Raw genomic sequence first — 19,934 nt, 5'->3', positions numbered from 1 at the left:
CAGGGCCATGAAGCGGTCCCATCCTGAGCGACACCGGAGCGGCAACGCTTCTCATCATCAGGATGTCTTCCCATGACGGAAAAACGGCAATTGCGGCTCGGCGCCTTCATGCGCCCTGTCAGTCTGCACACCGGCGCCTGGCGCTATCCGGGCGCCTATCCCGACGCCAATTTCAACTTCGCGCATCTGAAGCGCTTCGCACAGACGCTTGAGGCGGCGAAGTTCGACGCCTTCTTCATGGCCGACCATCTGGCCGTGCTCAACATGCCGATAGAAGCGCTGCGGCGCAGCCACACGGTGACCTCGTTCGAACCGTTCACGCTGCTGTCGGCACTGGCCGCCGTCACCGATCACATCGGTCTCATCGCCACCGCGTCGACGACCTTCGACGCGCCCTATCACATCGCCCGCCGCTTCGCGTCGCTGGACCACATCAGCGGCGGGCGCGCCGGCTGGAACATCGTCACCACGTCAAACCCCGATGCGGCGCTCAATTTCGGGCTGGACGACCATGTCGAGCATGACGAGCGCTATCATCGGGCGCGGGAATTCTACGATGTCGTGACCGGCCTGTGGGACAGTTTTGCCGACGACGCTTTCATCCGCGACGCCGACAGCGGGCTCTATTTCGATCCGGCGCGGCTGCATGTGCTGGATCACAAGGGCGAACATCTTTCGGTGCGAGGTCCGCTCAACATAGCCCGCCCGGTGCAAGGCTGGCCGGTCATCGTGCAAGCCGGCGCTTCGGAGGCGGGACGGCAGCTGGCCGCCGAGACGGCCGAGGTGATTTTCGCCGCGCATAGTGATCTTGCCGCCGGGCAGCGCTTCTTTGCCGATGTCAAAAGCCGGGCGGAAAAACTCGGCCGCTCGCGCGACGACATCAAGATCCTGCCCGGCGCCTTCGTCATCGTTGGCGACAGCGTCGAGGAAGCGCGGGACAAGCGCGCCAAACTTGACAGTCTGGTCTACTACGAGAGCGGCATCGCCTCGCTGTCGATCGCTCTCGGGCATGATGCATCCGGCTTCGATCCCGATGCGGCCTTGCCCGAAATTCCCGAGACCAACGCGAGCAGAAGCAGCCGCGAGCGTGTCATCGAGCTGGCACGCACGGAAAACCTGACCGTGCGCAAGCTTGCCCAGAGGCTGGGTGGCTATTCCGGCCTTGCCTTCGTCGGCACGCCGCAAACCATCGCCGACGAGATGGAGGAATGGCTGGTCGCCGAGGGATCGGACGGCTTCAACATCATGTTCCCCTATCTGCCCGCCGGGCTCGACGATTTCGCCAAGAAGGTGGTGCCCGAGTTGCAGCGGCGCGGCATTTTCAGGCGCGAGTATGAGGGATCGACGCTGCGCGAGAATCTCAGTTTGAAGCGGCCGCCAAACCAGTTTTTCGGAGGCTCCGAAGCGGCCATTCGCAAGGCCGGCTGATGTCTCGGCGCAAGGAAAAACGGGCGCGCCGAAGCGCGCCCGTTTCTATCGGTTGGTGATGTCAGATAACAAAGTACCAGTTGGCGATCAGCATCACCGCCACGCCGGCGACCAGCGTCAGATAGGGCAGCATGCCTGCCTTCTTCACCGAAAGGTCGGCGCCCGTCATACCGAGGTCGGCCAGCATGTGGTCGGGGAACTTGCCGCCGTCCTGGATGTAGTGGCGGAAGCAGAAAACCGGGATGATCAAGGCCGCGGTGATCAGGCCGGCCCACAGCGCCATCGGGTTCCACACCTTGGCGCCGGCGCCCATGAAGATCGCGTTGACGTAGGCGAAGATCGCCCCGATCCCCAGCAGCCAGCTCGGCGCCTTCCAGGGGCGCGCGATATGGCCGTTGTCGATGCGATGGATCCAGCCGGCATTGAGGTTGAGGAAGTTGAAGATGATGTAGCCGCAGTTCGACACGGCGAGGATAAAGAAGAAGCTCGTCGCGTCGGCGGAGGCAATCGCCAGCACGATCAGGTTGAAGACGAGATCGGTCCACATGGCTCGCGTCGGCGCGCCGTGTTCGTTGACGTGGCTGAGGTAGCGCGGCAGCCAGCCATCGACCGAGCCCTGGTAGAGCGTGCGCGACGAGCCAGCCATCGCCGTCATGATGCACAGCACCAGCGCCAGGATCATCAGCATCACCAACAGGCTGTGGATCAGCGCGCCCCCACCGACCATGCCGGCCAGCGCGTCGGCCACGCCGGAGCCGTCGACGATCGGCGTTGCCAGCATGCCATTCAGGCCGAGTACGCCCTGAAAGGTGAAGGGCACGAGGATGAACAAGAGCATGCAGAGCAGGCCGGAATAGAAGATCGCCTTGAACGTGTCGGTGCCCGGGTTCTTGAACTCGGAGGTGTAGCAGACGGCGGTCTCGAAGCCGTAGGTCGACCAGGCGGCGATGAACATGCCGCCCAGCACCAGCGTCCAGCCGGCGATATTCCAGGCGCCGGGCTCGGGCGCGTAGGCGGCGGCCAGCGGCACCAGCGGCGAGAAGTTGGCCCAGTTGATCTGCCCGGTGACGATCGGCACGACGCCGACGATCAGCATCGGGATGATGACCAGCAGGCCGATATACTTCTGCACGTTGGCGGTACCCAGGATGCCGCGATGCTGGATCGAGAAGATGATCAGCATCAGCACCGCGCCGATGAAGAAGGTCGCATTGAAGGTGAAGGAGACCGGACCCAGCGTGTGGCTGTACAGCGTCCAATTGCGGATAGCCGGTGTCGCGGCCGCGGTCACCGCGGTGATGGCGTCGGCGGGTGCCGTTCCGGCATGCGCCGCGATATAGGCGACGACTTCCGCCGAGGCCTCGGTGAACAGCGGCACCGGCGCCAGCGCGTTGAGGATATAGGCGGCGGCGATCGAACAGCCGAGCGACAGCACCGGCGACCAGGCGAACCAGTTGCACCATACAGACAGCGGCGCGATGAACTTGGAATAACGCAGCCAGGCCGTGGCGCCGTAGATCGAGGCGCCGCCCGACTTGTTCGGGAACAGGCCGGCGATCTCGGCATAGGTGAAGGACTGCAGGAAGCCCATGATCATGGACACCGTCCAGATCAGGAAGGCCAGCGTCCCGGTCGTGCCGGCGATGCCGCCGATCGAAAACAGGACCAGCGCCGGAACGCCGCTCGCCACCCAGAAGGCGCCGCGCCAGTCGATATGCCTGAGCAGCTTGCTTTCGGCAGGCTGGTCCAGGACCGTGCTTATCGTGCTCATGTCAGTGACTTCCCCTTTTTGTAAGTGTTCCCCGCCGGCGATGCCTCGGCTCTGCGAAGCTTGCTCCCGGCACAATGATCGCACGACTGCGGTGTTTCCACTCAGTCGCATTTTTTTCTTAAGAGTGAAGATTGATCCGGCGCGCTTTCAGGTCAAGCGTTTTGTGAAGCCATGCACATCACGCTTGCGAAACAGGCTCTTGCCTTCTCCCACAAGGGGGGAAGGCAAGGGTTGCAATGCTCAGGAGCGTGGTCTGGTCTTCTGCGGATCGTAATGGGCGAAGGCAACGACATGTGCCGGCAGCCTCTTGGCATGACCGTCGAGCTTGCCGATCTCGACCTCCGTACCGATGGCGGCGTGGGTGACGTCGAGCCGCGCCAGCGCGATGTTCTTGTTCAGCACCGGCGAACGCATGCTCGATGTGACGACGCCGATCTGGGCGCGTCCGACATGGACGCAGTCGCCATGGCCGACCGCGACATTGCTGTCGATTTCGAGCCCGACCAGTTTGTTCTGCGGGTTTTCCTTGCGCCGGATCAGCGCCTCGCGGCCGATGAAATCGTCGGTCTTGGTCTTCAGCGGCACGGTAAAGCCGATGCCCGCCTCGAAGGGGTCTGTCTGGTCCGAGAATTCGTAGCCGGCGAAGATCAGCCCGGCCTCGATGCGCACCATGTCAAGCGCCTGCAGCCCCATCGGTTTCAGCCCATGGGGCTGGCCGGCTTCCCAGATGGCGTCGAACACTTTCTCGGCGTCGCGCGGATGGCACCAGATCTCGTAGCCGAGCTCGCCGGTATAGCCGGTGCGCGAGACGACGACCGGAATGCCGTTGCCGCCGCCGATGCGGGCGACGGCGAAGCGGAACCATTCCAGTTCGTCGATCGACGGTTGCAGCGGCGAGGTCCAGATCACCTCGCGAAGGATGTCGCGGCTCTTCGGCCCTTGCACGGCGACATTGTGCATCTGGTCTGTCGACGAGCGCACCAGCACGTTGAGGCCGAGTTTTTTCGCCGTCTCGCGCAGCCATTCGCCGGACAGATCATCGCCCCCGACCCAGCGGAAATTGTCCTTGCCGAGCCTGAGCAGCGTGCCGTCGTCGATCATGCCGCCATGCTCGTAGCACATCGCCGAATAGACGACCTGGCCGACGCCGAGTTTCTTGACGTCGCGGGTCAGCGTGTATTGCAGCAGCGCTTCGGAGTCCGGGCCGGTGACCTCGAACTTGCGCAGCGGCGACAGGTCCATGATCACCGCGTCCTGGCGGCAGGCCCAGTATTCGGCGATCGGCCCTTCCTTGGCGAAGGAATTGGCCAGCCAATAGCCCCTGTATTCTGAGAAGTCGCGGGTGTGCTTGGCGAAGCTCGAATGAAAGGCGGTCTCGCGGGTCATTTTGGGTTCCGAATCGGGCGTCATGCGTCTGGCGATCGCTCGCGAGAATTTGTGCTGGCCGGAATAGGTCCGCACGTGGATGTCGGTCGGGTCCCAGCCATTGGCCGGCGTCGTATCGTCAGGGCAGGCGGAGGAGACGCAGACGATGTCGGTCAACGCCCTGAGCAGGACATAATCGCCGGGCCGCGACCATGGCTCGTCGGACACCATGACGCCATGCGCGTCGATCGCCGTGTTGAAGAAGAAGTTGATCGCCATCCAGCCCGCGCGGGGATTGACGCCCTTGTCGGCCAGCGCGCGGTTGAAATTCTCGGAGCAATTGGTGTGCCCGGGGTAGCCGATATCGTCGTAGTATTTCGCGGCGCAGGCGAGTGCGAAGGCGTCGTGCCGGCCACAGGTGTCCTGCACCACTTCGACCAGCGGTTCCATATCCTGGTCGTAGTATTTCGAATGCAGCCCTGGCATCGGATAGCTCGCGCCCATCAGCGTGCGGGTCGTCGTCACGTCGAGCGGATGGTCGAGGCCCTTGTCCAGCTTGCGCGCCGAAAAGCACTGGAAGTCGGTGCACTGGCGCCCGTCGACATCGACGATCTGCAGATAGTCACCAGCCCTAACGAAATAGGATTCCGCCGTCGCCGAATGGACGCGAAGGTCAAGCACCGGATCGGCGAGCGGATCGGCAAGTTCGGACTTCGACTTCAGGCGGATCATGTTGCGCCGCACGATGACGGTGAGCGGCGTCGCCGTGTCGTTGCCGTCGGCCAGCATTGGCCCGCCAGGTGCGGCAATCAGCACCGCACCATCGCGGGCCACGGTAAAACCTTGCTCCGTACCTGCGGGTGTCGCGCCGCCGAACACGCGAACCGCCTTGGGTTGATCAAGCTGCACATGGCGGCGCTCGAGCCCGCGACGCACTGAAGCGAGGCTGTCATCGCCCTCGGCCAGCAACGCCTTGGTGCCGGCGGCATTGCTGTTGGATTTTTCGCCGAGGATGCCGGGATCGATCGCGCCGGTGCTGTCCCACGCCAGCAGTTCGCAAGCCTGCCCGCCTTCGACGTTGCGCACGCTGATCGTGTCACCGGCCTCGATGTCGATGAGCACCGCGCCATTGCCCTGGATCGTATAGCGCTCCATGCCCGGCGGCAGCGCGATCTGCCCCGGCCTCAAGATGAGGCTGGGCCTGGGCGGTCCGGCGGCGATGGCAGGGTAGGGCGACTGGCTCATCTCAGCCTTGCGGTTCGAGAAACAAGTTTGCCTGTGCGTGAAATTATTTTAGCGGTAAGAATAGCAGGGGCGTCACGTTTGGCAAGGCAATGGTGGCGTAAGCTCCCCCTTCTCCCCCTTGCGGGAGAAGGCGTCGCCGAAGGCGACGGATGAGGGGTGTTCCAGCGGAGTGAGGCGTTGGCGTTCCCTGGAGCACCCCTCATCCGTTTCGGCGCTATCGCGCCGATCCACCTTCTCCCACAGGGGGCTAGCGTGCGCACACATTTGCTTCGTGCTTTGATCAAGCGTGAAGAAGCGACGCCGGAAAATGGCTTGAAGCGTTTGAATCGTATGTGATTCTGTAGCTGCCATTGTTGATTCTGGAGGCTTCGACGATGGCTTTGCTGCTTGGATACTTCGGCGACCTGCGCTTGCAAAAAAGGGGAGCATGGTTCTGGAGCGCATGTTTGCGCGTGTCAGCGCGGGCATGCGCCGGCTGGCCGACACGCGCGCCGAGAAGGTCGCGTTCACGCGCCTGTTTCGCAATCGCCACGTGAGCAAGCAAGAGATCATCCGCACGGCGGCGGCGCGCACCGCCGAAATGGCCGCCGGCCGCCACGTGCTGATCATCGAGGACAGCAGCGAGATCAACTATGAAGCCAAGGCTTCACGCAAGCGTGGCCTCGGTCGTGTCGGCAATGGCAAGGATATCGGGCTGTTCGTGCATCCGGCGCTGGCCGTGGATGCCGGGGACGGCTCGGTCCTGGGCCTTGCAGGCGCCACGATCTGGCGGCGCGAGGCAAAGAAGGCGCATGACTACCAGGCGCTGCCGATCGAAGCCAAGGAAAGCCACAAATGGATCGGCACCGCCAAGGCGGCATGCCAGGCGCTGACCGACACGCCGCAGATGACGGTGGTCGGCGACCGCGAAGCCGACATCTACGAAGTGTTTGCAAGGCTTCCCGGCGAGCGCACCCATGTGCTCATCCGCGCTGTACGGGATCGGGCTTTGGGCACGCGGGGCGAGCGCCTGTTCAGCGCGATCGCCAAGACGGCGGAAGCCGGCCGCATTGCCTTCGAGCTGCAGGCACGCCCTGGCCGGCCGGGTCGCACCGTCGAACTGGCCGTTCGCTTCACCGCGGTGAGCTTGCGCCAGCCCCGCCTTGGCGCCGACAGCCGCGATCCGCGCGAACTCACGCTCAACATGGTGGAAGTGCGCGAGATCGATCCACCTTCGGCCAAGGACGCGGTGATCTGGCGGCTGTTGACCACCCACAGCGTCGAAACACTCGCCGATGCCTGCCGCATCGTCGAGATGTATCGCTCGCGTTGGATCATCGAGCAGTTGTTCCGGACCGTGAAGTCGCAGGCCATCGATCTGGAGGAAAGTCTCATCGCCGATGGCGATGCACTCGAACGCCTGGCCGCCGCCGCTCTGGTCGTCGCCACCAGGGTCATGCAACTCGTGCACGGGCGTGGTTCGCCGGGCCAGGGCTTCCAGGCCGCGCGCCTCTTTGATCCCACCGAGATCACCGTCCTGGACGTGCTCATCGCCAAGCTCGAAGGCAAGACCCAAAAGCAGAAGAACCCTCACCCCACGCACACGCTCGCCTGGGCCGCCTGGTGTATCGCCAGGCTCGGAGGCTGGAACGGCCACGAAAAGGAACGCCCGCCAGGGCCCATCACCTTCACCCACGGCCTCAGACGCTTCAACGCCATCGTAGACGGCTTCGTTCTCGCCTCACAAAAATGAGCCCGAAGCAAATGTGTGCCCACGCTAGCCCACAGGGGGAGAAGGAAGAGCCGCTCACAAACGCTGCGCTAGTTCCTCTGAATGCGCGATCGCCACACCATATTCCGCAGCCGAATCCAGCATCGTGTGCCAAAGGCTCTCGGCAAACGTCGCGAACACCAGAACGCTGAACACCGCCTGTCCATCCGCCCGGTCTGCGCCGCGCCAAAACGTGACACTGGTGTGGTCCATCGAGGTCGCTGCAGCCGCGCCAACTGGGAACGCGGTTGGGTGCAGATCGATCGAAGACAGTTTCGCCAGGATGGTGCGAGCCTTGTCCCCAGAAATGTTGATCAAGACCCGTGCATGCGATTGGTCCGACAGCGAGGCGGAGCCGGACAATGCCGGCGCCAGCATCTGCGTCGTGTGCTTGCCACCCGTCGACAGCACGAAAAACTGATCCAGTCCCGACCAGATCAGCGTGGCGTCCGAGGCCTGGACAACCGTTGGCGAATTCGGGGCCGTGACGCCAAAATGGGCTTTCGCATCCTTCGCCAGCTCCGCCGCCTTGCCGCGCCGCGCCATCACCTGGACCAGGTCGAAATTGCGGATCTCGGTCAGCGACACGCCGGCTTCGCCCTTCACGCCATACGGCCCGGCAACGAGCGCATGCTCCAGCGGACTGCGGACCTCCCAGAAAAACTCAACCACGCTGGCGCCCTCCATCTGGATCGTAGAAGACGGGATTGCAGAGTTCGACATCATAGTTCTCGCCGCGCAGCGGATCGTGCGCATGGACGATCTCGCCGATGCGCTCGCGGCCGCGTTCGACCAGACCGAGCCCGATCCACTGGTCCAGTGTCGGCGAGAAGCAGACCGAGGTGACATAGCCTTGGTCGTTGTCCGGTCCGGGCGTCTGCCCCTTCGGGATGATATGCGCGCCGGAGCGCAGCCGGCGTGCCTTGTCGGTCGGCGTGATGCCGATCACGACCTGCCGGTCCGGCGCCACCAGCGCCTCGCGGCCAGCCATCACCCGGCCGATGAAATCCTTCTTGGTCGACATCATCTTGCCCAAGCCAAGATCGGCCGCTGTCGTCGTGCCGCTCAGCTCCGGACCGGCGACATGGCCCTTTTCGACACGCATCACGCCAAGCGCTTCGGTGCCATAGGGCGTCACGCCAAACGGCTTTCCGGCCAGCACCAGATTGCGCGCCATGGCCTCGCCAAAGCGCGCCGGCACCGAAATCTCGAATGCCATCTCGCCCGAGAACGAAATGCGGAACAGCCGCGCCTTGATGCCGCCGCGCAAGCGGACTTCGCGTGCGCCCATGAACGGAAAACCTTCGTTGGACAGGTCTTCGGCGGGGTCGACGATTTCCTTGAGCAGGTCTCGCGTCTTCGGTCCGGCAATCGAGAACTGCGCCCATTGGTCGGACACCGACGTCAACTGAACGTCGAGTTCGGGAAACAGCACCTGCCGGCAGAATTCGAGATGCTGCATCACCAGCCCGGCCTTGGCCGTGGTTGTGGTGAGGAAATAGTGGTCCTCGGCCAGCCGTGAAGTCGTACCGTCGTCATAGACGATGCCGTCCTCGCGCAGCATCAGCCCGTAACGCGCCTTGCCGACGGCGAGGTTGGAGAAAGTGTTGATGTAGACGCGGTCGAGGAAAGCGCCGGCATCCGGGCCATGCACGTCGATCTTGCCGAGCGTCGAGACATCGCAGAAGCCGACGCCCGAGCGCACTGCCTTGACCTCGCGCGTCACCGATTCCAGCCAGTCCCTCTCGCCGGCGCGAGGGTACCATTGCGCGCGCTTCCAGAGGCCGGTGTCGACGAAGATGGCGCCCTGTTCGGCGGCCCAGTGATGCGACGGCGTCAGCCGCGTCGCGTGGAACGTCTCGTCGCGGTGATGGCCGGCGAAGGCGCCGATGGCGACGGGTACGTAAGGCGGCCTGTAGATCGTCGTGCCGGTCTCCGGAATGGAGCGGCCGCTCACCGCCGCCATGATGGCGAGGCCGGCGACATTCGAGGTCTTGCCCTGGTCGGTCGCCATGCCGAGCGTCGTGTAGCGCTTCAGATGCTCGACCGATTCGAAACCCTCGCGCTGGGCGAGTTCGATATCGGAGGCAGTGACATCGTGCTGCTGGTCGACGAACGCCTTGCCCTTGCCACCAACATGCCAGAGCGGTGTCAGCGAGAAAGCCTCGTCGTCGGCGATCGGCGCGGAGCCTGGCTTGCCGCTGCGCCCGGCGTCGAGTGCGGCCGTTGCGCCAGCGGCGAACCCTTCGGCCAGACAGGTCCCGAGCCCGAAGGCGCCGGCAGCCGCGCCGGCGGCGACCATGCCGGGAGGCGCGCCATCGGGTACGAAGGCAGCAATGTCATCGCGCCATTTCGGCCGGCCGCGATGATAGGAGGTCAGCCCGACCGCCGGGTTCCAGCCGCCGGAAACAGCGAGCCCGTCCGCCTCCACCTCGGCGCGCGCGCCGCCGGTCAGCGATACCATGATTTTCCGCACGCCATCCTTGCCGCCGTCGACGCCACTGACAGCGCCATGCAGCACCGGGAAGCCGCCCTTGGACGCCAACGAACGATGGGCTGGAGATACATCTGGCCGTGCGTCGATCACCGCCGCGATCTGCAGTCCGGTGCCGAGGGCCGTCTCGACCGTGCGCCAGCCATCCTCATTGTTGGTGAACAGCGCGATGCGCTTTGCCGGTGCTGCCGCGTAGCGCGTGACATAGGTCCGCACCGCGGAAGCCATCATCACGCCAGGCGTGTCGTTGCCGGCAAAGACGATCGGCCGTTCGATGGCGCCTGCGGCGACAACACAGCGTTTGGCCACGATCCGCCACAAGCGCTGGCGCACCTCATGCTCCGGCGGGGAGGGCAGATGATCGTTGACTCGCTCGATCGCGCCATAGGTGCCGCCATCATAGACGCCGAACAGTGTCGTGCGGGTCATGATGCGGACGTCGGGCATGTCGGTCAGTTCGGCCAAGGTGCGCGACAGCCACTCGGCCGCCGGTACGCCATCGATCATGCCGCCATCCGACAGCAGGCGGCCGCCGGGGACAAAATCCTCTTCGCACAGGATGACGCGGGCACCAGCGCGGCCGGCAGCCAGTGCCGCCGCCAGGCCGGTCGGGCCGGAACCGGCGATCAGCACGTCGCAATGCGCCCAGGTCTTGTCGTAGTGGTCGGGATCGGCAATGCCGGCTGCGCGCCCGAGGCCGGCGGCGCGGCGGATCGCTGGCTCGTAGATCGCTTCCCAGAACTTGGCCGGCCACATGAAGGTCTTGTAGTAGAAGCCGGCGACGAAGATCGGCGCGAACAATTGGTTCACCGACATCACATCGTGGCGCAGCGACGGCCAGCGGTTCTGGCTGGCGGCCTCGAGCCCTTCATAGAGTTCGGCTGTCGTTGCCTTGGTGTTCGGCTCGCGGCGTGCGCCCGTGCGCAGTTCGACCAGCGCATTGGGCTCTTCCGAGCCTGCAGTGAGTATGCCGCGCGGACGATGATATTTGAAAGAGCGGCCGACCAGCTTGACGCCATTGGCGACCAGCGCCGAGGCCAGCGTGTCGCCCTGGAAGCCGGAAAAGCTCTTCCCGTCGAAGCGGAAATGCAGCGACGCCGAGCGGTCGATGAGGCCGCCGGATGAGAGGCGATGGGATTGGCTGGAGCTCACGATTGCCGGCCTTCCGTGAGTTCGATGAAATGCGACAGGGCTGCGCCTTCCCTTACCCTCCCCCCTGTGGGGAGGGTCGCTGCGCAGCAGCCGGGTGGGGGTGCGGCGCTGACCCCCACCCGGACCTGCGGTCCGACCTCCCCACCAGGGGGAGGTAGGGGGCTGGCGATTCTCGCGACGGCTGGTGTCTCGACAGAAAAATTCATTTCGCAGCCAGCCTCGCACCAACACCCGCCGCCGGCTCCACGGCCGAAATCTCGTGCGTCAGCGTGTTGCGGGTGATCTTCAGCCAGGCCCGGCAGCCACCGCCGTGGTACCAGTACTCGCTGGTATCACCGGCGATGTTGTTACGCAGATAGACGTAATCGAAGACCTCGTCTTCCGAAGCGCCGGCCACTGGGCGCACTGGCTTGGCATCGCCGAGATAAGTGAACTCGCCGAGTTCGCGGTCACCGCAGAAGGGACAGACAATACGCATGTGACCGTCCTCAGTGAAGGTTCGGTTGGGCGCCCTGGCCCTTCTCGTCGATCACGGCACCAGTCCGGAACCGGTCGAGGCGGAACCGTGCCGCCTCCTTGTGGGATTCTTCGCGAGCCAGGAGGTGTGCAAAGACGAAGCCCGAGCCCGGCGTCGCCTTGAAGCCGCCATAGCACCAGCCGGCATTGAGATAGAGCCCGTCCACCGGCGTCTTGTCGATGATCGGCGAACCGTCCATCGACATGTCCATGATGCCGCCCCACTGGCGCAGCAGGCGCACGCGGCCGATCATCGGCATCAGCGCCATGCCGCCCTCGCAGACATCCTCCATCACCGGCAGGTTGCCGCGCTGGGCATAGGAATTATAGCCATCGATGTCGCCGCCGAAGACCAACCCGCCCTTGTCCGACTGGCTGACATAGAAATGGCCGGCGCCGAAGGTCATGACCCCGGGGATGAGCGGCTTGATCGCCTCCGAGACGAAGGCCTGCAGCACGTGGCTTTCGATCGGCAGGCGCAAGCCGGCCATCGCCGCGACGCGCGAGGAGGAACCGGCCACCGCCATGCCGACCTTGCCGGCGCCGATCTTGCCGCGCGAGGTCTCGACGCCGGTCACCTTGCCGTTGCCGTCCCGGACAAAGCCCGTCACCTCGCAGTTCTGGATGATATCGACGCCGAGCGCGCTTGCCGCATGGGCATAGCCCCAGACCACGGCATCGTGCCGTGCCGTGCCGCCGCGCCGCTGCAGCAATCCGCCCTGCACGGGAAAACGCGCATTGTCGTAGTTCAGGAACGGGATCATCTTCTTGACGGCGGCGAGGTCGAGCAGTTCGGCATCGATGCCGTTGATGCGCATGGTGTTGCCGCGCCGCGCATAGGCGTCGCGCTGTGCGTCGGAATGATAGAGATTGATGACGCCGCGCTGGCTGACCATCGTGTTGTAGTTGAGGTCCTGCTCCATCCGCTCCCAAAGCTTCATCGACAATTCGTAGAAGCCGGTATTCCCGGGCAGGCCGTAATTGGAGCGGATGATGGTGGTGTTGCGGCCGGCATTGCCGGAGCCGATCCAGCCCTTTTCGAGCACGGCGACATTCCTGATGCCGTATTCGCTGGCGAGGAACCATGCGGTCGCAAGGCCATGGCCGCCGCCGCCGATGATCACCACGTCGTAGCGATCCTTCGGCGTGGCATCGCGCCAGGTGCGCTGCCAGTTCTTGTGGCCGGAGAGGGCGGCGCGGGCGAGCGAGAAGATCGAGTATTTCATTGCGTCATTCCAAGGCCGCTCGCCCTACGCCGGATTCTTTTTGACGCATCGGATTTACCCGAAAACCGCTTCACACTTTTCGGTCCGATGCTTCTAGATGTCCAGCGTGTGGTCGCGCTCCCATTGCGTGAAGTGCGAAGCATAGGAATTCCATTCCTGATGCTTCAGCTTTAGGTATGCCGACGAAAATTCCTCACCCAGCGCCGCCTTGAGCGATTTGTCGTTGTCGAACTCGCGCAGCGCGTCGAGCAGGTTGAGCGGCAGCTTCGGTGCGTCCGTGACGGTATGGCCGAGCTGGTACATGTCGATGTCGTAGCGCTTGCCCGGATCGGCCTTGGAGCGGATGCCGTCGAGACCGGCGGCGATGATGACGGCTTGCAGCAAATAGGGGTTGGCCGCGCCGTCGGGCAGGCGCAGTTCGAAGCGGCCGGGTCCCGGCACGCGCACCATGTGGGTGCGGTTGTTGCCGGTCCAGGTCACCGTGTTCGGCGCCCAGGTCGCGCCCGAGATGGTGCGCGGCGCGTTGATGCGCTTGTAGGAATTGACCGTCGGATTGGTGATCGCGGCAAGCGCCGAGGCGTGCTTCATGATGCCGCCGAGGAAGTTTTTGCCCTTGGCCGACAGGCCGAGTTCCATCGAGTTATCGGCGAACACATTGGTCTTGCCGGTCTCGTCCCACACCGAGATATGTGCATGGCAGCCATTGCCGGTCAGCCCCTGGAAGGGCTTTGGCATGAAGGTCGCGCGCAGGCCGTGCTTTTCCGCGATCGACTTGACCATGAACTTGAAGAAGGAGTGCTTGTCGGCGGTCGCCAGCGCATCGTCGAAGGCCCAATTCATCTCGAACTGGCCGTTGGCATCCTCGTGATCGTTCTGATAGGCGCCCCAGCCGAGCGCCAGCATGTGATCGCAGATCTCGGCAATGACATCATAGCGCCGCATCACCGCTTGCTGGTCGTAGCAGGGTTTTGACGCGGTATCGTATTCGTCGGAAATCGTTTTACCGTCGGGCGAGATCAGGAAGAACTCGGCCTCGACGCCGGTCTTCACATGCATGCCGTCGCTGGCGGCCTCGGCGATCAATCGCTTCAGCGTGTTGCGCGGCGCCTGGTCGACCTGCTTGTCGTCCATGATGCAGTTGGCGGCGACCCAGGCGACTTCGGGCTTCCACGGCAGCTGGATCACCGAGGCGGGATCGGGAACCGCCAGCATGTCGGGATGCGCTGGCGTCAGGTCGAGCCAGGTGGCGAACCCGGCAAAGCCGGCGCCATCCTTCTGCATGTCGGCGATTGCCTGCGCCGGCACCAGCTTGGCGCGCTGCCCACTGAACAGGTCAGTGTAGGAAATCATGAAATATTTGACGTTTTTCGCCCTTGCGAATTCTGCAAGATCAGCTGTCACGGAAGTTCCCCATTTTGTCGGTTGTTGGCCCTAGAGCATAGGGCCTTCGGCCCTTCGTTGATTAGAAGCCGTTCTTCCCCGGTATCCAGTTGGTGCCGGCCAGCGGCACGCCGGCCATGGCGGCTGCCTCGATCGTCAGAGCGACGAGGTCCTCGGGTTCGAGATTGTGCAGGCTGTTCTTGCCGCAGGCGCGGGCGATGGTCTGAGCCTCGAGCGTCATCACCTTGAGGTAGTTCGCCAGCCGACGGCCGGCGGCCACCGGATCGACCCGCTTCATCAGTTCCGGGTCCTGCGTGGTGATGCCGGCCGGGTCGCGACCCTCATGCCAGTCGTCATAGGCGCCGGCCGTCGTGCCGAGTTCGTTGTACTCCGCCTCCCAGCGCGGATCATTGTCGCCGAGCGCGACAAGCGCTGCCGTGCCGATCGAGACCGCATCGACGCCCAATGCGAGCGCCTTGGCGACATCGGCGCCGTTGCGGATGCCGCCCGAGACGATCAGCTGCACCTTGCGGTGCATGCCGAGATCCTGCAGCGCCTGTACCGCCGGCCTGATGCAGGCAAGCGTCGGCTGGCCGACATTTTCGATGAACACTTCCTGGGTTGCCGCGGTGCCGCCCTGCATGCCGTCGACCACGACGACATCGGCGCCGGCCTTCACCGCAAGCGCTGTATCGTAATAGGGCCGGGCGCCGCCGACCTTGACGTAGATCGGTTTTTCCCAGTCGGTGATTTCGCGCAATTCGAGGATCTTGATCTCGAGATCGTCGGGGCCGGTCCAGTCGGGGTGACGCGAGGCCGAGCGCTGGTCGATGCCTTTCGGCAGCGTGCGCATCTCGGCGACGCGATCGGAAATCTTCTGGCCAAGCAGCATGCCGCCACCGCCCGGCTTGGCGCCCTGGCCGACGACGACTTCGATAGCGTCGGCGCGGCGCAGGTCACGCAGGTTCATGCCGTAACGCGACGGCAGATATTGATAGACCAGCTGCTTGGAATGGCCGCGTTCCTCCTCGGTCATGCCGCCGTCGCCTGTGGTGGTCGACGTGCCGGACAGCGTCGCGCCGCGCCCAAGCGCTTCCTTGGCCGGACCGGACAGCGAACCGAAGCTCATGCCGGCGATGGTGATCGGGATTTTCAGCTCGATCGGCTTCTTGGCATGACGCGAACCCAGCACCACGCTGGTGTCGCAGCGCTCGCGATAGCCTTCGAGCGGATAGCGCGAGATCGAGGCACCCAGGAACAGGAGGTCGTCGAAATGCGGCAGCTTGCGCTTGGCGCCGGCGCCCCGGATGTCATAGATGCCCGTCGCCGCGGCGCGGCGGATTTCGGAAAGCGTGTAGTCGTCGAAGGTCGCGGATTTGCGCGGCGTCGTCGGCGGGTTGCGATAGGTCATGCTGCCTCAATACGCGTCGGCGTTGTCGATATTGAAATTGTAGAGGGTGCGCGCCGAGCCATAGCGCTTGAACTCAGACGGCTTGACGCCGGTGATGCCGGCGCGGTCGAGCAGCCCCTGCAGCAATTGCAGATGTTCGGGCCGCATCTCCTTGGCGATGCAGTCGGCACCCAGGCTGCCGACCTTGCCGCGCACGAACAGGCGCGCCTCGTAGATGGAATCGCCCAGGGCGTCGCCGGCATCGCCCAGCACCACCAGATTGCCGGATTGTGCCATGAAGGCCGACATGTGGCCGATATTGCCATGCACGACGATGTCGATGCCCTTCATCGAGATGCCGCAGCGCGACGAAGCGTTGCCCTCGATGACCAGCATGCCACCCTTGCCGGTGGCGCCGGCATACTGGCTGGCATCTCCCTTGATGGTGATCGAGCCCGACATCATGTTCTCGCCGACGCCGGGGCCGGCCGAACCATGCACGGTGATGGCGCTGCCGGAGTTCATACCGCCGCAATAGTAGCCGACGCTGCCGCGCACATCGATGGTGACCGGCTGATCAACGCCGACGGCGACCGAATGGCTGCCTTTAGGGTTCAACACTTCCCAAGCGGTCTCGTTGGAGCCGGGAGCCAGATTGTGCAGCGCCTGGTTGAGCTCGCGCAGTGACATCTGGTCGAGATCGAACACCCGAGAGGCGTGGTCGCTCGCCGCCGTCTTTGAAAGGTTAATTGCCGGCATGAATTCAATGCTCCCAGAAATAGACGGTTGCGGGTTCCGGTTCCCAGACCCTCGCATTGTCTATGCCGGGCAGTTTGGTCAGCGCGCGGTATTCCGAGCCGAAGGCGACATACTGGTCGGTCTCGGCCATCACGGCGGGCTTGCAGGCGATCGGATCGCGCACCACGCCAAAGCCGTTCTTGGTGCCGACGACGAAGGTGAAGAAGCCGTCGAGGTCGGAGAGCGTGCCCTCCAGCGCCTCGCCGAGGTTCTTGCCATGCGCCATCTGCGATGAGAGATAGGCGGCTGCCACCTCGGTATCGTTCTCGGTCTCGAATTTCATGCCTTCGCGGATCAGCTCGCGGCGGACATTGTTGTGGTTGGACAGCGAGCCATTGTGCACCAGGCACTGGTCGGCGCCGGTCGAGAATGGGTGCGCGCCCATCGTCGTCACCGCCGATTCCGTCGCCATGCGGGTGTGGCCGATGCCATGCGTGCCGGTCATCGTGCGGACGTCGAAGCGGTCGACGACCGCTTCCGGCAGGCCGACTTCCTTGTAGATCTCGACGACGTCGCCGGCGCCCATGATGCGAATATCGGGACGCAGGGCCTGGATGGCCTCGCGTGCTTGGTCGATCTTGGCGGGCTCGGTCCTGACGACGGCGTGAGTCGATTTCACGGCGATCTTCACAGGCGCGCCGATAGCCTTGGCAAGGTCGGCTTCAAGGCCGCGGAAATCATGTTCCGGCTTCGCCGACTGGATGGTGATCTTGGCCTCGTTGCCTGACGGCGCGCCATAGATTGCAATGCCTGCGCTGTCGGGGCCGCGATCGCTGAGCGAGACCAGCATTTCCGACAGCATGGCGCCGAGCTTCGGCTCCAGCGCCTTGTCCTTCAAGAAAAGTCCGACGATTCCGCACATGTCAGCCTCCCGACGTTTGTGGCTCCGAAATGATGTATCGAATGAATGTCCTAAATTCAATCGTATGAAAAAAATTTTCCTCTAGTTACATATGCGGCGCAATGCCGCCTTGTGGGTCATCGCCTCTGTCGTGGGTCTTGTGGACCCAAAGCGCATGGCGGACCCGGGCGAGTTTGTAAGCGTCGAGGATGGACAGCGCGTAGATCAGGACGCCGCCGGCATGGCGACCGATGAAGCTGGCGTCGGCTGGCGCGATCTTGGCGGTCACCCACGCCAGGATCACCATGAAGAAGAGAAACTGCAGGCCACGCACCGGCACGCCGAGAATGACATGGCCACTTGCCGGCAACAGGATTGCGGCGCCGAGGACAAGATAGGGATTGGTCGGGGCGGATATCGTGGCGGAGTCGGTCATGCGGCCTGCCGTTCATGTCTGTTGATGGCATCGCGAAGCGCCGACATCGACACCAGCAGCCTTCCGATCAGCGCCGGATCGAGTAACGCGCCGCCAAATTCGGCTTGCCGGAAAACACCGTAACGGGCGCGCTCTGCCTCGGCCAGCAGCCAGACGATGCGCACCCCGTTCGGCGTGATCAGCAATTCCTTGGCGCGTCCTTCAGTGAAGATCTCGATATGGCTGGCGATGAGGCTCTGCGGAAACCGTGCGCCTCTCTTGTCGGTGCGCAGGATTGCCTCGGCCGGAAATCCAGGAGCCTTGGGCAGCGTATGCTCGAGGTGATCGAAATTGGAGAACGTCGTCGGCGAGCCCGGCCGCATCATCATGTCGAAAATGGCTGGAACCGCGACCTGTTCGATGAGCGAGACGCTGAGCCAGCGCGCCGGCAGCTTTCTTGTCGCCAGCGTATCGACAATGGTGCGCAACTGAACGCGCTGGCCGTTCCACGAGCCTTCCCACGTGATGACGCCGACGGTGCCGTCCGAGACATTGGCCGCGTCGGCAATGACGGCGCGAACGCGGGCCTCTTCGCCGGCGAGCGCCGCTAAATCTCTCTTGCGGCTGCGGCGCGCCAGCCACGCAAGGTGAAGGACGAGAGCCAGGACAATTACCCCGGCGAGCAGTGCTGACGTCACCTCGGACATGTTGTCATGCCAGGTCCGCCCGGGATCCGGACGGACCGTCTCCCATCAATAGCCCTGCGGTTTTGGCCACGGCATGGTGAACTGTTCGCCGCGCCGCACGAATTTGTAGCGGTAGAAATGGAACCACAGCGAGATCAGGAAGTAGAAGGCGACCATGGCGATCAGCTGCGAGCCGAAGCCGAGGAAGATGGCGAAGAAGGTCACCACGCACAGGCAGAACAGCACGATCGCCGGCAGCGGATGGAAGGGGTGGGTGTAACCGCGGCGGATCGAACCCAGCGGCCACTTCTTGCGGAACATCATGATGTTGATGCTCATGAAAGTGTATTGCAGCACGCCCGACAGGATCGAGAAGGTGATCGCCTGGTTGAGGTCGGCGATGAAGGCGAAGGCCAGCGCGATCGGCAGCAGGAACAGGATCGAACGGTAGGGTGTGCGGTATTTCGGATGCACGGCCGAGAACCAGCTCGGCAGATAGCGGTCGCGCCCAAGCGAAAACCAGGCGCGGGCAGCATCATTGATGCACCCATTGGCCGATGCCAGTGCCGCCAGCAGCGTGGCGACGAACAACAGGTTTTCCAGCAGCGGGCTGCCGGTCAGCTTGCCCGCGTCCCACAGCGGGTAATAGGTGATGCCGAGATACTCCCAGGGCATCAGCGAGGCGCAGACATACCAGGTCATGGCGGCCGCGATCAGAAGCGTGATCATGCCGGCCATGGTTCCGTAGGGCAGCGAGCGGGCCGGCGAGCGCACTTCCTCGGCGGCCTGCGTGGTGCCCTCGATGCCGAGATAATACCAGATGCCGAACTGGAAGGCGGCGATGACGCCGATCCAGCCATAGGGCAGCGCATTGCCGGGCGTGACCAGTTCGTTGAGCTTCAGCACGGCCCCTTGCGTCCACGGGCTGACCGAGAAGAACAGGATGACGATCGAGATATAGGCGATCGCCGTGATGACGAAATTGACGTTGAGCGTCATCAGCACGCCGCGGTAGTTGAGCCATGCCAGCACCACGATGGTGGCGGCGATGAAGGAATTGTGGGTGAGCCCTTCGACGCCGGCCTTGGCGACGATGGTGTCGCCGAGCAGGATGGCATCGGACACTTCCAGCATCGTATAGGCAAAGACCAGGAACAGCGCGACGTTGAAGGCCATCAGCGGTCCCACGATGTGCTTGGCCTGCGCGTACTGGCCGCCGGCGGCGGCGACTGTCGACGTCACCTCGGAATCGATCATGGCGACCGAGGTGTAGAGCAGCCCGACCACCCAGCAGACGATCAGGGCTGCCAGCGCGCCGCCCTTGTCGGCCGAGAAGTTCCAGCCGGTGAACTCGCCGACCAGGACGATGCCGACCCCGAGCGCCCAGACATGGGCCGGGCCGAGTACCCTCAGCAGCGATACCCGGTCGCCGTGAATGGTGGTGGTGATGGTATTCTCAACCGCGGCGGTCATCGAT

The 19,934-nt window shown here is 63.9% G+C and carries 15 protein-coding genes; 2 read left to right on the top strand and 13 right to left on the bottom strand.

What is annotated here, in order from left to right:
* The first annotated feature begins 72 nt into the window (after nt 1-72).
* On the top strand, nt 73-1,428 hold the full coding sequence (locus AC0NIH_RS27770) for an LLM class flavin-dependent oxidoreductase (RefSeq protein ID WP_473464365.1): 1,356 nt from the start codon (nt 73-75) through the stop codon (nt 1,426-1,428).
* A 61-nt stretch (nt 1,429-1,489) separates the two neighbouring features.
* Here the strand turns inward: AC0NIH_RS27770 and AC0NIH_RS27765 are convergent, their stop codons facing one another.
* Both AC0NIH_RS27765 and AC0NIH_RS27760 read right to left on the bottom strand, forming a co-directional pair.
* The gene (locus AC0NIH_RS27765) at nt 1,490-3,199 is read right to left on the bottom strand and encodes an APC family permease (protein ID WP_023764613.1); all 1,710 of its coding nucleotides are present in this window, start codon (nt 3,197-3,199) and stop codon (nt 1,490-1,492) included.
* A 240-nt stretch (nt 3,200-3,439) separates the two neighbouring features.
* Entirely contained in the window at nt 3,440-5,809 is a 2,370-nt protein-coding gene (locus AC0NIH_RS27760; protein ID WP_473464368.1) for a DUF1989 domain-containing protein, read from the bottom strand.
* A gap of 442 nt (nt 5,810-6,251) precedes the next feature.
* On the opposite strand from AC0NIH_RS27760, the gene AC0NIH_RS27755 reads away from it, so the two are divergent.
* Nucleotides 6,252-7,541, top strand: a complete 1,290-nt coding sequence (locus AC0NIH_RS27755) for an IS4 family transposase (protein WP_474025084.1) — start codon at nt 6,252-6,254, stop codon at nt 7,539-7,541.
* 54 nt (nt 7,542-7,595) lie between these two features.
* On the opposite strand, the gene AC0NIH_RS27750 is transcribed toward AC0NIH_RS27755, so the two are convergent.
* The 11 genes from AC0NIH_RS27750 to AC0NIH_RS27700 form a co-directional block, all read right to left on the bottom strand.
* Nucleotides 7,596-8,246, bottom strand: a complete 651-nt coding sequence (locus AC0NIH_RS27750) for a sarcosine oxidase subunit gamma (protein ID WP_473466803.1) — start codon at nt 8,244-8,246, stop codon at nt 7,596-7,598.
* Nucleotides 8,224-11,205, bottom strand: a complete 2,982-nt coding sequence (locus AC0NIH_RS27745) for a sarcosine oxidase subunit alpha (protein ID WP_473466805.1) — start codon at nt 11,203-11,205, stop codon at nt 8,224-8,226. The genes AC0NIH_RS27750 and AC0NIH_RS27745 overlap by 23 nt, the downstream gene beginning before the upstream one ends.
* Nucleotides 11,206-11,407: 202 nt before the next feature.
* Complete coding sequence (locus AC0NIH_RS27740; RefSeq protein WP_473466807.1) at nt 11,408-11,683, bottom strand: sarcosine oxidase subunit delta; 276 nt, start codon at nt 11,681-11,683, stop codon at nt 11,408-11,410.
* A 10-nt stretch (nt 11,684-11,693) separates the two neighbouring features.
* Complete coding sequence (locus AC0NIH_RS27735) at nt 11,694-12,947, bottom strand: sarcosine oxidase subunit beta family protein (RefSeq protein WP_473466808.1); 1,254 nt, start codon at nt 12,945-12,947, stop codon at nt 11,694-11,696.
* Nucleotides 12,948-13,040: 93 nt separating this feature from the next.
* A complete protein-coding gene (gene glnT, locus AC0NIH_RS27730; protein WP_013896783.1) occupies nt 13,041-14,348 on the bottom strand; it encodes a type III glutamate--ammonia ligase in 1,308 nt (435 codons plus the stop codon).
* Nucleotides 14,349-14,409: 61 nt separating this feature from the next.
* On the bottom strand, nt 14,410-15,738 hold the full coding sequence (locus tag AC0NIH_RS27725; protein WP_010914750.1) for an FMN-binding glutamate synthase family protein: 1,329 nt from the start codon (nt 15,736-15,738) through the stop codon (nt 14,410-14,412).
* A 6-nt stretch (nt 15,739-15,744) separates the two neighbouring features.
* A complete protein-coding gene (locus tag AC0NIH_RS27720) occupies nt 15,745-16,476 on the bottom strand; it encodes a GltB/FmdC/FwdC-like GXGXG domain-containing protein (RefSeq protein WP_473466810.1) in 732 nt (243 codons plus the stop codon).
* Between the two features lie 4 nt (nt 16,477-16,480).
* Nucleotides 16,481-17,377: a class II glutamine amidotransferase gene (locus AC0NIH_RS27715; RefSeq protein ID WP_287271275.1), complete on the bottom strand. Its 897-nt coding sequence runs from the start codon at nt 17,375-17,377 to the stop codon at nt 16,481-16,483.
* Between the two features lie 85 nt (nt 17,378-17,462).
* Complete coding sequence (locus AC0NIH_RS27710) at nt 17,463-17,792, bottom strand: hypothetical protein (RefSeq protein ID WP_473466812.1); 330 nt, start codon at nt 17,790-17,792, stop codon at nt 17,463-17,465.
* Nucleotides 17,789-18,478 carry a hypothetical protein gene (locus tag AC0NIH_RS27705; RefSeq protein ID WP_473466813.1) on the bottom strand — a complete coding sequence of 230 codons (690 nt, stop codon included), beginning with the start codon at nt 18,476-18,478 and terminating at the stop codon, nt 17,789-17,791. The genes AC0NIH_RS27710 and AC0NIH_RS27705 overlap by 4 nt, the downstream gene beginning before the upstream one ends.
* Before the next feature lie 45 nt (nt 18,479-18,523).
* A complete protein-coding gene (locus AC0NIH_RS27700) occupies nt 18,524-19,930 on the bottom strand; it encodes an APC family permease (protein ID WP_013896778.1) in 1,407 nt (468 codons plus the stop codon).
* Between the last annotated feature and the right edge of the window lie 4 nt (nt 19,931-19,934).

The organism is Mesorhizobium sp. WSM1386 (assembly GCF_055901595.1).
Note: the sequence above shows the minus strand (reverse complement) of the source record. Positions and strands in the feature narration are given on the sequence as shown.

Bases quoted from the DNA above. Each gene is read 5' to 3' on its own strand.
- AC0NIH_RS27770 (WP_473464365.1), top strand. From the start codon at position 73: ATGACGGAAAAACGGCAATTGCGGCTCGGCGCCTTCATGCGCCCTGTC.
- AC0NIH_RS27700 (WP_013896778.1), bottom strand. From the start codon at position 19,930: ATGACCGCCGCGGTTGAGAATACCATCACCACCACCATTCACGGCGAC.
- AC0NIH_RS27705 (WP_473466813.1), bottom strand. From the start codon at position 18,478: ATGTCCGAGGTGACGTCAGCACTGCTCGCCGGGGTAATTGTCCTGGCT.
- AC0NIH_RS27760 (WP_473464368.1), bottom strand. From the start codon at position 5,809: ATGAGCCAGTCGCCCTACCCTGCCATCGCCGCCGGACCGCCCAGGCCC.
- AC0NIH_RS27715 (WP_287271275.1), bottom strand. From the start codon at position 17,377: ATGTGCGGAATCGTCGGACTTTTCTTGAAGGACAAGGCGCTGGAGCCG.
- AC0NIH_RS27765 (WP_023764613.1), bottom strand. From the start codon at position 3,199: ATGAGCACGATAAGCACGGTCCTGGACCAGCCTGCCGAAAGCAAGCTG.
- AC0NIH_RS27755 (WP_474025084.1), top strand. From the start codon at position 6,252: ATGTTTGCGCGTGTCAGCGCGGGCATGCGCCGGCTGGCCGACACGCGC.
- AC0NIH_RS27750 (WP_473466803.1), bottom strand. From the start codon at position 8,246: ATGGAGGGCGCCAGCGTGGTTGAGTTTTTCTGGGAGGTCCGCAGTCCG.
- AC0NIH_RS27735 (WP_473466808.1), bottom strand. From the start codon at position 12,947: ATGAAATACTCGATCTTCTCGCTCGCCCGCGCCGCCCTCTCCGGCCAC.
- AC0NIH_RS27725 (WP_010914750.1), bottom strand. From the start codon at position 15,738: ATGACCTATCGCAACCCGCCGACGACGCCGCGCAAATCCGCGACCTTC.
- AC0NIH_RS27720 (WP_473466810.1), bottom strand. From the start codon at position 16,476: ATGCCGGCAATTAACCTTTCAAAGACGGCGGCGAGCGACCACGCCTCT.
- AC0NIH_RS27740 (WP_473466807.1), bottom strand. From the start codon at position 11,683: ATGCGTATTGTCTGTCCCTTCTGCGGTGACCGCGAACTCGGCGAGTTC.
- AC0NIH_RS27710 (WP_473466812.1), bottom strand. From the start codon at position 17,792: ATGACCGACTCCGCCACGATATCCGCCCCGACCAATCCCTATCTTGTC.